Source organism: Streptomyces sp. TSRI0107 (assembly GCF_001905845.1).
Classification (GTDB): Bacteria; Actinomycetota; Actinomycetes; order Streptomycetales; family Streptomycetaceae; genus Streptomyces.
Genome location: NZ_LIVZ01000002.1, coordinates 666,293 through 680,005, shown reverse-complemented (window position 1 = coordinate 680,005; position 13,713 = coordinate 666,293). Strand labels below are relative to the sequence as shown.

The window sequence follows — 13,713 nt, the reverse complement described above, 5'->3', positions numbered from 1 at the left end:
TTACCGGGTCGGCCCGGCCCGGACCGTCCCCAGACCAAGGAATGATGCTCATGACCTCCACCGCGTTAATCGACGATCGCGTCCGCAGGCCGGGCCTGACGCTCCTCGCCGTGTGTCTCACGGTGGTCCTCTTCCCGCTCGCCATCACCGGCGCGTCGGTCGCGCTGCCGGCCATCAGCGCGGACCTCGACAACTCGCTCGCGGCCGGGCAGTGGGTGGTCAACGGGTACGACCTGACCTACGCCAGCTTCATGCTCGCCAGCGGCTCGATCGCCGACCTGGTGGGACGGCGCAAGGTCTTCCAGGTCGGTGTACTGCTGTTCGCCGGCGGCGCGCTGATCTCGGCGCTGGCGCCCAACATCATCGTCCTCGACCTTGCCCGGGCGGTGGCCGGCATCGGCGCGGCCGCCGCCACCACCAGCGGCAGCGCCATCCTCGCCCACGCCTTCGACGGCCCCGCCCGCGCCCGCGCCTTCGGTCTGTTCGGTACGTCGGTCGGTATCGGCCTCGCCTTCGGACCCAGCATCGCCGGTGTGCTCACCAGCAACCTCGGCTGGCGGTCGGTGTTCCTCGTGCCCGCGATCATCGGCCTGGTCGTGCTGCTGTTCACGCCCGCGCTGGCGGACTCCCGCAACCCGCAGGCCAGCAAGGTCGACTGGCCGGGCACCGTCACCTTCACGCTCGCACTGCTGCTGCTGATCCTCGGCCTGGTCGAGGGGCCGCAGCTCGGCTGGGGCAGCCCGCTGGTGCTCGGCAGCTTCATCGGCTTCGTCGTCCTGCTCGTGGTCTTCGGAGTCGTCGAACAGCGCCAGTCCGAGCCGATGTTCGACCTGAGCCTGCTCAAGCACCGCAAGTTCGTCGGCGTGTCCCTCGCCACCGTGCCGGTCGTCTTCGGCTTCACGCCGCTCGCCGTCTACCTGCCCGCGTACTTCATCGCCGCGGACGGGGTCAGCGCCCAGAAGGCCGGTCTCATCCTGATCATGCTCACCGGTCTGACCCTGTTCTTCCCGACCATCGCCGGCTACGCCACCCGCTGGATCTCCGCCCAGGTGCAGATCGCCCTCACCGTCATCCTCGCCGCGGTCGGACTCGCCTGGCTGACCGTGCTCGAGCCCGGCATCAGCTACTGGGCGCTGCTGCCGCCGCTGGCGCTGATCGGCATCGCCGTGGGCATCTCCTTCGGCCTGCTCGACGGTGCCGCCGTCAGCAGCGTCGAGGTCTCCCGGGCCGGCATGGCGGCCGGCATGTTCAACACCGTCCGGCTGGCCGGTGAGACCATCGCCATCGCCGTCGCCGGTTCGCTGCTCGTCAGCTTCACCCAGTCCTCCGTCAGCGGGAAGCTCGACCAGTTCGACACCCGCTACGCCGACGACCCCGAGGCGCTCGCCAACCTGATGAACCAGGGCGAGCTGGAGAGCGCCGCAAAGACCGTCGAACCGGCGGCGCAGCGCGGCGACTTCACGGACGTGGCCGCCTCGGCCTTCGCCCAGGGCTTCCACAGCCTGCTGTGGGTGCTGGCCGCACTCTGCGCGGTGACGTTCGTCGTCGTCGCCCTCCTGCTGCGCGACCGGCGCGACGACGCCGCGACCGCGGTCGAGCAGAAGCCCGCGTCGTCCCGTCCGACGGAGGTGGCTCACGCCGCGGACTGACGACTCCGTCGGATCTGACGCAGTGTTCTGACGCAGTCTCCTGGGGGGCGCCGTGATCCGGCGCCCCTCAGTGCGTTGGCGCTGCGCTGGCTGAGGGGGTTGGTGCTTGGGGGGGCCGGGTGTGTTTTGGGCTAGGCGTGCGCTCACGGTGAGGTTGCCGCGCTCCGGCGGCGCGGGCGTGGGCGTCTCTCGCTCGCGGCGTGTGCCGCCGTGCCCACCCGTGCAGTCCCAGCGGCAGGTCCGCCCGCGGCTACGCCATACCTAGGCCCTGTCGTTTGGATCATCCCGGCGTCGCAGGGTCTGGCACGCACATCTGCCGCGTTGTCGTCAGTCGCCGACGCGCCGCGTCGACTCCCTCCTCCGCCTTGCAGCTGCACGCACCAGACCCCGCTCGACTCGGCCAGGACGCACCGTCCCTCACAGCCGGGCTGATCCAAACGACAGAGCCTAGCTGGCTGGGTGTGTGCCGGGCTGGCTGGGTGCCGAGCCGCGCGTGCGTGTGCTGGGGCTGTATCTGTGCGGAGCCGAGTGTGTGCCGGGCTGCGTCTGGGTCGGGGCGGCGCCGCGCAGGGCCGAGCGCTGTCCCGGGCCGGCTGCCGTGCTCGTCCGGGCATGGCTGAGGGGCGCCGGGATTCGGCGCCCCTCGGTGTGGGTGACCGTCCGTGGACGGGTCGGTTCAGGCGAGCTGCGGCAGGACCTCGGAGGCGATCAGTTCCAGGTGGTCCAGGTCGTGCAGGTCCAGTACGCGCAGGTAGGCGATGTCCGCGCCCGCCTCGGCGAACCGGCCGAGCTTATCGACCAGTTCGGCCGGGGTGCCGCGCAGCGCGTTGCCGTCGAGCTGCTCGGTGAACGCGTCGTCGCGCGCCTGGACCTGTGCGTCGTCCTTGCCGCAGCACACGGTCTGGATGATCGAGAACTCCAGGGACTGCGGGTCGCGGCCCGCCTTCGCGGACTCCTCGCGGACCCGGCCGTACAGCTCCGCCGCCTTCTCGGGCGTGACGAACGCGGTGTTGAACTCGTCCGCGAAGCGCGCCGCGAGCGCCGGCGTCTTGCCGGTGCCGACACCGCCGACGATGATCTGCGGCCGGGTGCCGTCACCCGCCCTCAGCGGGGCGACGGCGCCCTCGAGCTGGTAGTGCGTGCCCTTGAAGTCGTAGGTGCCGCCGGCCGGGGTCTCCCAGAGCGACTTGACGATCTCCAGCTGCTCCTCCAGCATCCCGAACCGCTTGGCGGGGAACGGAATGCCGTAGGCGGCGTGCTCCTCGGCGAACCAGCCGGTGCCGATGCCCACCGACACCCGGCCGCCCGCCATGTGGTCGACCTGCCCGACCTGGATCGCCAGCTGGCCCGGCCAGCGGAAGGTGACCGGCGTGACCAGCGTGCCGAGCCGGATCCGGGAGGTCTCCCGGGCGAGGCCCGCCAGCGTCACCCACGCGTCGGACGGCCCCGGCAGCCCGTCGACGTCACCCAGCTTCAGGTAGTGGTCGGAACGGAAGAAGGCGTCGAATCCGAGGTCCTCCGCGGCACGGGCGACCTTGAGCACGGTGTCGTACGAGGCGCCCTGGGACGGCTCGGTGTGGATACGCAGACGCATGACAGCCTTTCGTGAAAGGGGAGTGGGAAAGAAAGGGAACTGCGGGCCGGGCAAGGATCTGGCGGGACCCGGGCCGGCCGGGCCGTCACGCGGGGCGGGCGAGACCCCGCTGCCCGCGGTCGGCCAGCTTGCGGGCCGCTCCGGTGCCGAACGCCGTGACCGTGTCGGGCGCGTGGTCGCCGGCCAGGATGACCTGCTGGAGCGCCTTGACGTGGGAGGCGGGCTCCAGGCCGATGTGCTCGATGAGCCGGGTGCGCAGCTGCTGGTAGACCTCCAGCGCCGAGGCGCGGCGGCCGCACCGGTGCAGCACCGTCATCAGCTGGGCGTGCAGGCACTCGTTGAGCGGGTGCTGCGCCACCAGCGCGGTGAGGTCGCTCAGCACGTCCTGGTGCTGCTGCAGCGCGAGCTTCGCGGCGATCCACTGCTCCACGACGCTCAGCCGGGACTCCTCCAGCCGGTCGATGTGCGTGTGCAGCAGGGGACCGGCCTGGACGTTGGCGAGTGCCGGACCGCGCCACAGGGCGAGCGCCTGGGTGAACAGCATGGCGGCCTTGGCGTGGTCCTGGACCGTCGCCGCGCTGCGCGCCCGGTTCACCAGGCGTTCGAAGTCCTGCGAGTCGAGGCTGATGGCCGTGCTGCGCAGCATGTAGCCGCGGCCCTCGGTCACCAGCATGTCCTCGGCCACGGCGGCGGAGGGCAGTCCGGTGGTGTCGGACAGCAGCTTGCGCAGCTGTCCCAGGTAGGTCTGGACGGTCCGCAGCGCGGTGCGCGGAGCGTCCTCCGGCCACAGCTCCCGGAAGATGGAGGAGACCGGGACGACCTGGTCGGCGTGCACCGCGAGCAGGGCGAGGACCTGCCTGACCTTCGGCGCGCTGGGCGTTGCGGAACCGTGCGCCGCACTGGCCTCGAAGTGACCGAGCAACTGGATGCGGACCGGGGGGTGACCGGCGGTCTCAAGGGAGCCGAATGCGTCGCTTCTGTGGAGGACTGACGCCGAAGGGGACACGAAACCAACCTCCTTGCTGACTGAAGGCCCGTGGTGGATGTGCCTCGAGCCGGGCACAGACACCGGGGGCACGACGCTGTGCTCCCGTGCTGAACGGCTCCAACCTGTCAGATGGCTATGTCGGGTCTCTTTCAACGCGCTTGCATGACCTCTTGCACCCGCGATCCACCCGCGATCCACCGCTCCGGACCGGCCCCAGGCGTGCTGCCGCGTCCGCGTGAAAGGGGCGGTTCAGCTGTCGAAACCGCACGCCGACTGCGCCAGCACGGTGGTGGCGATCGGCACGAACCGCGGCGACGCGCGCAGGAACTCCGCCAGGTCGAACATGCCCAGCTCGGCCTGCCGGACCAGCTCGCGCGACCGCTCCTCGCCACAGCTGCTGCCGAGCGCGAGATACGTGTCGGCCGCGTCGGAGCCGCACACCACGGCGTCCTGCCACTTGCCCATGGCGCTGAAGGCCACACAGCGCAGCAGCGTCACATGGGCCTCGCACAGCACCAGGTGGTCCTTGCGAGCGTGGTCCATCGCCCTCGAGAGGCAGTCGAGCGCCCGGTGCGGAAGGCCCCGCTCCAGCGCGACGACCGCCAGACCGAACAGGGCCTCGACGGCCGACTGCGGATGTCCCGCGAGACCGGCCAGCACCCTCGCCCGCTCGTACTCGTGCTCCGCCAGGTCCAGGTGTCCCGACATCCGGCTGCAGGACGCCAGGATGTTGTGCGCGTCCGCCGAGACGACCTGGTCACCGAGGTCCTTGGCCAGCATCTCCGCGGCCCGGGCGTGCTCGGTCGCCGTCCCCGGCTGCCGCTCCATCAACTGTCCCACGGCCAGGCGGCAGTGGGCCGCGGCGCGGTCGAACCGCCCGCCCAGTTCGTGGCTCGCCCGCAGCGACAGCCACAGCGCGCCCAGACCCTCCTCGCCCCGGCCGAGCGCGCACAGCGTCAGCCCGATCCGGCCCAGGGTCTCCGACTCGGTGAACCTGACGCCGTGCTCCCGGTCGATCCGCTGGGCCCGCTTGAACTGGGCCAGCGCACTGCTGAAGTGGCCCCGCGCGTGCTCCACGCTGCCCAGGTGGCGCCGAGCCCTGGCCTCCGCGATGGGCAGGTCCAGCTCACGGTCGAGCACGAGACCGTCCTCCAGCGCCTGGGCCGCGTCCCGCAGCCGGCCCTGGGCGAGCAGGAGCAGGCCCATGCCGTTGCTGGTCTCGGCGGCGAAGGTGCGCAGCCCGTGCTGGGCGGCGAGCCAGCCGGCCTCCGTGAGGTGCGTGTGGGACAGGTCGTAGTCGGCGCTGCGGTAGTTGGCCAGGCCCAGGCTGTAGTTCATCGCCCACTGGGCCGGCGGGTCGCCCGCCTTGCGCGCCGAGTTCAGGCCCGCCCGGGCGGCCGTCTTCCACTCGTTGCTGTTCCAGCCCGACCAGAAGTACCCGCGCAGCACGTCGGCGAGCAGCCAGCCGGTCTCGTGCGCGGTCAGCGAGTCCTGGGCCGCCGCGCAGGCGATGACCGCGATGAGGTTGGCACGTTCCACGAGCAGCCACTGCAGGGCCGCCTCGTCCGTGGCGAAGGGCAGCGGATGCACGGAGTCGGGCGGGTCGGCCATCGGCAGCCGGATCATCCCCGGGTAGCGGGGGACCACGGCGGACGCCGCGCTGTACAGGTACCAGGTGAACAGCCGCTGTTCGGCCGCCCGGCGCTCCTGGACGGTGTCCTCCTCGCGGGCCCGCTCGGCCGCGTAGATCTGCATCAGCTCGTGGAACCGGTAGCGGCCGGGCGAGTGCTCCTCGAGCAGGCTGGCGAACGCCAGGTCCTGGAGCAGCAGTTCGGCCTCGGAGGCGGGCAGGTCGAGCAGGGCCGCGGCCGACGCCGCGGTGTAGTCGCGGATCGGCACCAGCCCCAGCAGCCGGAACAGCTGCTGCGCCTGGGCGGTCTGCGCGTGGTACGACAGGTCGAAGGCGGCCTGGACCGCCGCGCGCCGGTTGCTGCCGACGGTCAGCTTCGCCACCCGGTTCCCGTGCCGCAGCTCCTCGATGTAGGTGCTCAGGGCCAGCTGCGGACGCGACAGCAGGCTGGCGGCGGCGACCCGCAGCGCCAGCGGGAGGTACGCGCACAGCTCCGCCAGTTCGGCCAGGTCCTCCGGGTCGGCGGACCGGCTCGGGCCGAGCATGTGCGACAGCAGCGACTCCGCCTCCCGCGCGGTGAGCACGTTCAGCGGCACCAGCCGGGCGCCGTGCAGGGCGACCAGCTCGGTGAGGTTGCTCCGGCTGGTGATGAGCACCGTGCAGCTGGACGTGCCGGGCAGCAGCGGGACGATCTGCTCGGCCTCGCGGATGTCGTCCAGCAGCAGCAGGACCCGCCGGTCCGCGAGGCGTGCCCGGAACATGGCGGCGCGCGACTCGACGTCGGACGGGATGGCCGCGCTGGACACGCCGGAGCGGCGCAGCAGCTCGGCCAGCACGTCGGACGGGGACCGGGACTGGTCGCCCGCGCCGCCGAACCGGACGAACCACTGGCCGTCGAGGAAGTGGGAGCGCACCTGGTGGGCCGCCCGCACCGCGAGCGCGGTCTTGCCGACTCCGGCCGGGCCTGTCACCACCACGATGGAAAGGGCGGTTCCCCCGGCGTTCCCCTTCAACAGGGCGGTCATCTGTTCAAGCGGTTCGTCGCGTCCCACGAAGTCCGCGACGATCGGCGGGAGTTGGCAGAGTTCGGTCCAGTTGTAGGACGCGACCGCCGCATTGTCGGGCTCGTGATCCGGTCCCTGCGGCTGCGCGGCCGGCTCCGGCTCGGGCGGCTCGTAGGAATCATTCAGAATGCTTCGATGAAGTTTCTGGAGATCATTGCTCGGGTCGATTCCGGCTTCTTCCGCGAGCGTCCGGGAAAGTGTCAGGTAAGTCTGCAGTGACTCCGCCTTGCGGCCGGTCTCGTAAAGCGCCCGGATCAATTGCGCCCATAGATTCTCGCGGAGCGGGTGTTTCACCACCGTGCTGCGCAGTTCACCGATCGCCTCTTCATGCGCGCCCATGCGCAATTTGAGTTCGAAATGGTATTCCAGCAGGGCCAGCCGGCGTTCGGTGAGTTGCGGTGCGACGCTCTGGCGCAGCCGGTCGCTCGGAATGTCGCACAGGGCCGGTCCGCGCCACATCGACAGCGCCGCCTCGACCAGGTCGGACTCGGCCTGCGGGGCGACGCGTCCGCGCTGCCTGCGGAACTCCTGCTCCAGCTGCTCGAAGCGGAGGATGTCGAGGTTGTCGGCGCCGACGTCGATGGCGTAGCCGTCGGGTGTGGTGCGGATGAGGTCGCCGCCCGCCGCGACGGTGGAGGTCAGCGTCCGGCGCAGGCGGTTGATGTGGATGTGCAGAGCTCCACGACTGTTCTTGGGGACGTCTTCGTCATCCCAGAGAAGAGAAACCAGCCGGTCGTTGCTCACTCCTCGGTTTCCGCCGACCAGAAGCGCGGCGAGAAGTATGCGAGGTTTCTTTGCCTTGAGGTGGACGGTCCTCCCGTTGGCCGCTATTTTCAGCGGTCCAAGCAACTGGAATGTGAACAAGTGGATCCCCCTAACACTTGCTGGGCCCGGCCGGCCGGCCGTAGCGCCAGCAAACATTGTGACGAGCGCAATCAAAGCGGGGGTATGAGCTGCGTCACATTTTCATATGACTTTGTCAATCGCGTTGGCCGGGCGGCGACAACTCGGTCGTTTGTATCGTTACACCGAACTGCCGATTTTTGGCCGGAACTCATCGCCGGGTGTGAACGGATTGTTTCCGGTGTTCGCCGCATCGACGGCCCCCGGGCGACACCAGCCGCGGATTGCGCCGTTCCGCGCCCCGTGCGCCCGCTCGCCCCGGTGACACCCGGGGGAGGGCCGGTGGCGGCCCGTATGGCCGGATCCTTGCGTCCCGGCGGCGCGTCCGGAGCGGCGGAACCCCGGTCCGCGCCGTGCTCACGGCGGCGCCGGGCCGCCTTGTTCGCGGCTTGAGTGCCCCTTGCACGCCGACTGCGAGCATGAGTTCACCGCGCTGACAACGACCCCGGTGGTCGCTGTGCGAGTGCGTTGTCCATAGCCGGTCCGCGAGGGGGCAGTTCAGATGACCGCAGGGAAGGTGCTCGCAGCAGCCGACATCGGAACGCTGGTGCACCGAAGTGCCGAGACGGAGATCTTCCTGGCCGGCGCCGAGCAGACCGGAGAGTACGAGTTCGTGGGAACCGCCCGGCTGCCCAGCCGGCACCCGTACTACAACGACCTTCCGGACGCGCCCTCCCACGCCGACCCGCTGCTCTTGCTGGAGGCCTGCCGGCAGGCGGGGAGCTACCTCGCCCACGCCGCCCTCGGGGTGCCGCTCGACGCGGCGTTCCTCGTCACCGACTGGGACGTCCGCGCCCACGCCACCGCGTGGGACGTCCTCGCCGACGGCGACGCCGAGCTGACGCTGCGGATCGGCGCGGACGACGTCGTGCACCGCGCCGACGCCGTCCGCTCGCTGCGCTGGCGCATGGCCCTCTCCGCCCGCGGCGAGGAGATCGGCGAGGTCGTCATCGGAGTCGTGTACGCCGGCCCGGAGGAGTACCAGGCCCTGCGGACCCTCCAGCGCGGCGCCCCGCCGCCCCGGTCGAGCGACCTGCCCGACCCGCCCGCCGAGTCGCCCGCGCAGGCCGCCGCCGTCGGCCGCGGACGTGCCGAGAACGTGCTCATCGCCGATCTCGCCGGGGAACCGGCGTGGGACCGGGCGCGGCTCGCCGTGTCCCTGCGCCACCCCACGCTCTTCGTCCACGCCAACGACCACTTCACCGCGCTGACCCTCACCGACGCGGCCCGTCAGCTGTGCTTCGCCCGGCACGCCCAGGCCACCCGGGCGGCCGCCGCCGGACTCGCCCTGACCGGGTTCACCGGCACCTTCACCCGGTTCGCGGAGCTCGACGCCCCCGTCCTGCTGCGGGCGGAGCCCACGGCGCCGGGCCCCGACCGGACGGTGCCGGTCGAGGTACGGCAGCACGACCAGACCATCGCCCGCATCGGCATCACGTACGCGCCCGTCGAGGCCGCCAGGAGGACCGCATGACGTACGGCAGCACGGCCACCAGCCCCTCGCTGGGCACCATCTCCGCCGTCTGGACGGACTTCGGCGGGGTGCTCACCCCGCCGGTGGCCGACGACACCGCGGTGTTCTGCGCCCGGCACGGCATGACCCCCGAGCAGTTCCAGGGCGCCATGCGGCGCGTCGGCGAGCGCTACGGCACCGACGCGATGGGCCCGCTGGACACGCCGCTCATCACCGAGGACGCCTGGGTCGTCGAGGTCCAGGAGGTGCTCGCGGCGGAGTACGGCGTCCACACCGACCTGTCCGGGTTCGCCGACCGCTGGTTCGAGGGCCGCAGCGGCAACCCGGTCTGGGAGCGCTGGCTGCGGGCCGCGCACGGCCGCGGCGTCTTCGTCGGCCTGCTGTCCAACATGCCACCCGCCTGGGACACCCACTGGCGCCGCATGGTCCCGCCGGACGGCCTCTTCGACGACCTGGTGATGTCCTTCGAGGTGGGCTGCCGCAAGCCGGAGCCGGCCATCTTCGCGCTGGCCGCCGAGCGGGCGGGCGTCGACCCCGCGCAGTGCGTGCTGATCGACGACCTGGAGAAGAACTGCGACGGCGCCCGCGCCGCGGGCTGGCAGGCCGTCCACTTCACGGACGCCGGCCAGGCCATCCAGTGGCTCGAACCGCGGCTGGCCCCGGCCGTCACGGGAGTCTGAGATGCGGCTCGCCACGGAACTGGGCATCGCCGCGGTGGAGGCGTACTTCCCCGCGGGCCGCGAGACCGCCCGGCAGGCCGTCGCGGACGGCCGGCTCGACGCGGGCGACATCGACGACCTCGGCTACGAGGAGGTGTCGGTGGCCACGCACGAGGCGGCTCCGGAGATGGCGCTGCGCGCGGCCCGCACCGTCCTCGCCGACGCCGGATGGCCGCCGGCAGGCCTCGGTCTGCTGGTCCACTCCTGGATGTACCACCAGGGGCACGACATCTGGTCCGCCCCGCACTACCTGGCCGCCGCGCTCGGCGCCGACCAGGTCCAGCCCATCGGCGTCCAGCAGGTGTGCAACGGCGCAGTCGCCGCGCTGGAGGTCGCCGCGACCCGGATCGCCGCGGACCCCGCGGTGGACCGGGTGCTGGTGACCACCGCGGACCGGTTCGCGCCGCCCGCCTTCGACCGGTGGACCGCCGACTACGCGCTGGTCTACGGCGACAGCGCCACCGCCGCGCTGGTCGGCCCGCTGGACCCGGAGCGCGACCTGTTCCGGCTGCGCGCCGTCGTCACCCACTCCGCTCCCGAGCTGGAGCTGATGCACCGCGGCGAACTCCCCTTCGGTCCGGCCCCGTTGTGGCCCGACCAGCGGGTGGACGTCCGCCGCGCGAAGAAGTCGTATCTCACCCGGTACGGCCTCGACGTCTTCACCAAGACCACCCGCGAGAAGGTCCAGGCGGTCGTGCGGGACTGCCTGGCCGACGCAGGCATCGCACCCGATGCGGACGAACTGGCCTGCGTGGTGCTGCCGCGCCTCGGCGGCAAGACGCTCCGGCACGCCTGGGTGCCGGCGATCGCCGAGGTGACGGCGGCACCGACGGTGTCGACGGGACACCTCACCGGACACCTGGGCCCCGGCGACGCCCTGGCGGGAGTCGCCGACCTCGTCGGGCGGCTGAGCCCCGGGCAGAGCGGCCTGGTGCTCAACGCGGGCGCCGGCTTCGCCTACTCCGGTGTGGTGGTCACGCGTCTCGCGGCCGAGCGCGCCCGGCCGGCGGACGAAGCGAAGGAGGACAAGCGATGAGTGACCGCGCGGACTGCGACGTGCTGATCGTCGGTGGCGGGCCCGTCGGCCTGGTGACCGGCTGCGAACTGCTGCAACGCGGTGTGCGGGTACGCCTGGTGGACGCCGAGCGGCGCTTCACCCGGCACTCCCGGGCCAATGTGCTGTGGCCGAGGATCATGGAACTGCTCGACCGGATCGACGTGACCCGGCGGCTGACCGGCCGCGGCCACCCGGTGTCCGGCGTCGGCTACTTCTCCCAGGGCCGCCGCATCGGCGACGTCCCCATGGACGGGACACCGACCCGCTACCCCTTCGCCCTCGTCATCTCGCAGAACACCGTCGAGGAAGTACTGCGGGAACGATTCGCCGAACTGGGCGGCACCATCGAGTCCGGGCTGCGCCTCACCGGCCTCGACCGGACGGCGCCCGACGGCACGGTCCTCAGCACCCTCGAGGACGCCGACGGCACCGCCCACCACATCCGCAGCGACTGGCTCGTCGGCGCGGACGGCGCCCACAGCACCACCCGGGAACTGCTCGGCGTGGACTTCGAGGGCGACGTCGTCGACGTCAGCTTCGCGGTCGCCGACGCGCCCGTCGAGGGCGCGCCGGACGACGATATGACGTACTACTGCTACTCACCGGACGGCGGCCTCGCCCTCGGACCCTTCGGTGAGGGCCTGTGGCGGCTGGCGATCACCGTGCCGCACCAGGAACCCGGCGCGGCCCCGCCCGGCCGGGAGGTCTTCCAGCAGGCCGTCGACGAGCGTGCCCCCGGACACGCCGTCGTGGGCGAACTGCGGTGGAGCGCCGTGTTCCGCGCCCGCTGCCGGATCGCCGCCACCTTCCGGGCCGGCCGCTGCCTGCTGGCCGGCGACGCCGCGCACATCACCAGCCCCGCCGGCGGCCAGGGCATGAACACCGGCATCCAGGACGCCGTCAACCTCGCCTGGCGCCTCGCCGGAGTCGTCGACGGCAGCCTGCGCGACGTCGTTCTCGACCACTACGACAGCGAGCGCCGGGCCGCCGCCCACCACGTCGCCCGCACCACCACCGCACAGACCAAGTGGGGCATGGCCCGCACCCCGAAGCGCATCCTGCTGCGGGACGGCCTCTTCCACCTCGCCCACCGCTCCGGACTGCTCCGCCGCCGGATCACCCCGCTGGTGAGCCAGCTCGGAGTCAGCTACGACAGCCCGGCCTCCGGACCGTCCCTGGCGCCCGGCATCCGGCCCGGGGAGCGCGTGCCGCTGCCGCTCGCCCCGGTCAACGGCCGCCGCGTCCTCGCCCGTGACGAGCCCAGCGTCCTGCTCTGGCCCGGCCGTGCCGGCTCGGGCGGCGACTGGCAGCGCGTCAAGGAGCGTCTGCACAAGGAACTGGCCGGACTGGCCCAGGTCGCCGAACCCGACGCCGTGGTGCGCCGGCGGCTGCGCGCCGCCCTCGGCGGCCGGCCGCTGGCCGTGGTGGTCCGCCCGGACGGCCACCTCGCCGCCGCCGTACCCCCGGACGACCCGGAGGCGGTCGCCCAGGCCCTGTACACGCTGGGCGTGCGGCCCGCCGCCCGGCAGGGAGAACAAGTCCACGCGCACGACACGACACCGACAGGAGGCGCCCGATGACCCGAGCAGCCGTGCTCGCCGGCGTGGGGGCCACGCTGCCCCCGCGTGTGGTGACCAACGACGATCTCGCCCGCCGCCTCGACACCTCCGACGAGTGGATCCGGACCCGCACGGGCATCCGGCAGCGCCACGTCGTCGACCCCGGCACGGCCACCGGCGACCTCGCGGTGCAGGCGGGCCGGCGCGCCCTGGAGTCGGCGGCCCTGACCAGCGGTCAGCCGGCCGGCGCCGACCTGCTGATCCTCGCGACCACCACACCCGACCGGCCCTGCCCGGCCACCGCGCCCGACGTGGCGGCCCGGCTCGGACTGGGCGGCATCCCCGCCTACGACGTCAACGCGGTCTGCACCGGCTTCCTCTACGCGCTCGCCGCGGCAGAGGGACACATCGCGTCGGGGCTCGCCGAACAGGTCCTGGTGGTGGCCGCCGACACCTTCTCCACCATCCTCGACCCGCAGGACCGCACCACCCTCGCCGTCTTCGGCGACGGCGCCGGGGCCGTCCTGCTGCGCGCCGGGGAGCGCGGCGAACCCGGTGCCCTGCTCGATCTGCGCCTGGGCAGCGACGGCACGCGGGCGGACCTGATCACGGTCCGCGCCGGAGGCTCCGCCCGGCCGCTGCACGGCGCCGACGTGCCGGACGAGGACCGGTACTTCAGCATGAGCGGCCGCGAGGTCTTCATGGAGGCCGTGCTGAAGATGGCGGGCTCCTCCCGCGCCGTGCTCGACCGGGTCGGCTGGGACGTGGCCGACCTGGACGCCGTCGTCGGCCACCAGGCCAACCTGCGGATCCTGCACGCCGTCGCCGAACAGCTCGACCTGCCCCCGGAGCGCCTGGTGGCCAACATCGACCGGGTCGGCAACACCGCCGCCGCCTCCATCCCGCTCGCCCTCGCCGACGCGGTGGACTCCGGGCAGCTGACCAAGGGCGACCGCGTCCTGGTCACGGCCTACGGCGGCGGCGCCACCTGGGGCGCCGGAGCCTTCGAGTGGCCCGGCCTGGCCCCCGCGGCGCCCTGACCGTCCCCCGACCGCGCCGGCACCGCCGCCGCACCA

General features: G+C 72.4%; 9 protein-coding genes. 6 read left to right on the top strand and 3 right to left on the bottom strand.

The window, feature by feature from the left end; all coding sequences use genetic code 11:
• Positions 1-50 precede the first annotated feature (50 nt).
• A complete protein-coding gene (locus AMK31_RS06780) occupies positions 51-1,649 on the top strand; it encodes an MFS transporter (RefSeq protein WP_158074523.1) in 1,599 nt (532 codons plus the stop codon).
• 676 nt (positions 1,650-2,325) lie between these two features.
• On the opposite strand, the gene AMK31_RS06770 is transcribed toward AMK31_RS06780, so the two are convergent.
• From AMK31_RS06770 to AMK31_RS06760, 3 genes are all read right to left on the bottom strand, one after another.
• Positions 2,326-3,243 (bottom strand): TIGR03560 family F420-dependent LLM class oxidoreductase, encoded by a 918-nt coding sequence (locus AMK31_RS06770; protein ID WP_073939450.1) that lies wholly within the window; start codon positions 3,241-3,243, stop codon positions 2,326-2,328.
• An 85-nt stretch (positions 3,244-3,328) separates the two neighbouring features.
• Positions 3,329-4,249 (bottom strand): AfsR/SARP family transcriptional regulator, encoded by a 921-nt coding sequence (locus AMK31_RS06765; protein WP_158074522.1) that lies wholly within the window; start codon positions 4,247-4,249, stop codon positions 3,329-3,331.
• Positions 4,250-4,480: 231 nt separating this feature from the next.
• Entirely contained in the window at positions 4,481-7,669 is a 3,189-nt protein-coding gene (locus AMK31_RS06760; RefSeq protein ID WP_338013030.1) for an AfsR/SARP family transcriptional regulator, read from the bottom strand.
• Positions 7,670-8,330: 661 nt separating this feature from the next.
• On the opposite strand from AMK31_RS06760, the gene AMK31_RS06755 reads away from it, so the two are divergent.
• The 5 genes from AMK31_RS06755 to AMK31_RS06735 are packed head-to-tail and all read left to right on the top strand — an operon-like array spanning position 8,331 to position 13,677.
• A complete protein-coding gene (locus AMK31_RS06755) occupies positions 8,331-9,302 on the top strand; it encodes an AfsA-related hotdog domain-containing protein (RefSeq protein WP_073939448.1) in 972 nt (323 codons plus the stop codon).
• Positions 9,299-9,982 carry an HAD family hydrolase gene (locus AMK31_RS06750; protein ID WP_073939447.1) on the top strand — a complete coding sequence of 228 codons (684 nt, stop codon included), beginning with the start codon at positions 9,299-9,301 and terminating at the stop codon, positions 9,980-9,982. The genes AMK31_RS06755 and AMK31_RS06750 overlap by 4 nt, the downstream gene beginning before the upstream one ends.
• Before the next feature lies 1 nt (position 9,983).
• A complete protein-coding gene (locus tag AMK31_RS06745) occupies positions 9,984-11,057 on the top strand; it encodes a ketoacyl-ACP synthase III family protein (protein WP_073939446.1) in 1,074 nt (357 codons plus the stop codon).
• Positions 11,054-12,658: an FAD-dependent monooxygenase gene (locus AMK31_RS06740; RefSeq protein ID WP_073939445.1), complete on the top strand. Its 1,605-nt coding sequence runs from the start codon at positions 11,054-11,056 to the stop codon at positions 12,656-12,658. The genes AMK31_RS06745 and AMK31_RS06740 overlap by 4 nt, the downstream gene beginning before the upstream one ends.
• Entirely contained in the window at positions 12,655-13,677 is a 1,023-nt protein-coding gene (locus AMK31_RS06735) for a beta-ketoacyl-ACP synthase III (protein WP_073939444.1), read from the top strand. The genes AMK31_RS06740 and AMK31_RS06735 overlap by 4 nt, the downstream gene beginning before the upstream one ends.
• Positions 13,678-13,713: the final 36 nt, after the last annotated feature.

Excerpts from the sequence above, each read along its gene's own strand:
- AMK31_RS06770 (WP_073939450.1), bottom strand. The coding sequence starts at position 3,243 with ATGCGTCTGCGTATCCACACCGAGCCGTCCCAGGGCGCCTCGTACGAC.
- AMK31_RS06735 (WP_073939444.1), top strand. The coding sequence starts at position 12,655 with ATGACCCGAGCAGCCGTGCTCGCCGGCGTGGGGGCCACGCTGCCCCCG.
- AMK31_RS06750 (WP_073939447.1), top strand. The coding sequence starts at position 9,299 with ATGACGTACGGCAGCACGGCCACCAGCCCCTCGCTGGGCACCATCTCC.
- AMK31_RS06745 (WP_073939446.1), top strand. The coding sequence starts at position 9,984 with ATGCGGCTCGCCACGGAACTGGGCATCGCCGCGGTGGAGGCGTACTTC.
- AMK31_RS06755 (WP_073939448.1), top strand. The coding sequence starts at position 8,331 with ATGACCGCAGGGAAGGTGCTCGCAGCAGCCGACATCGGAACGCTGGTG.
- AMK31_RS06780 (WP_158074523.1), top strand. The coding sequence starts at position 51 with ATGACCTCCACCGCGTTAATCGACGATCGCGTCCGCAGGCCGGGCCTG.
- AMK31_RS06740 (WP_073939445.1), top strand. The coding sequence starts at position 11,054 with ATGAGTGACCGCGCGGACTGCGACGTGCTGATCGTCGGTGGCGGGCCC.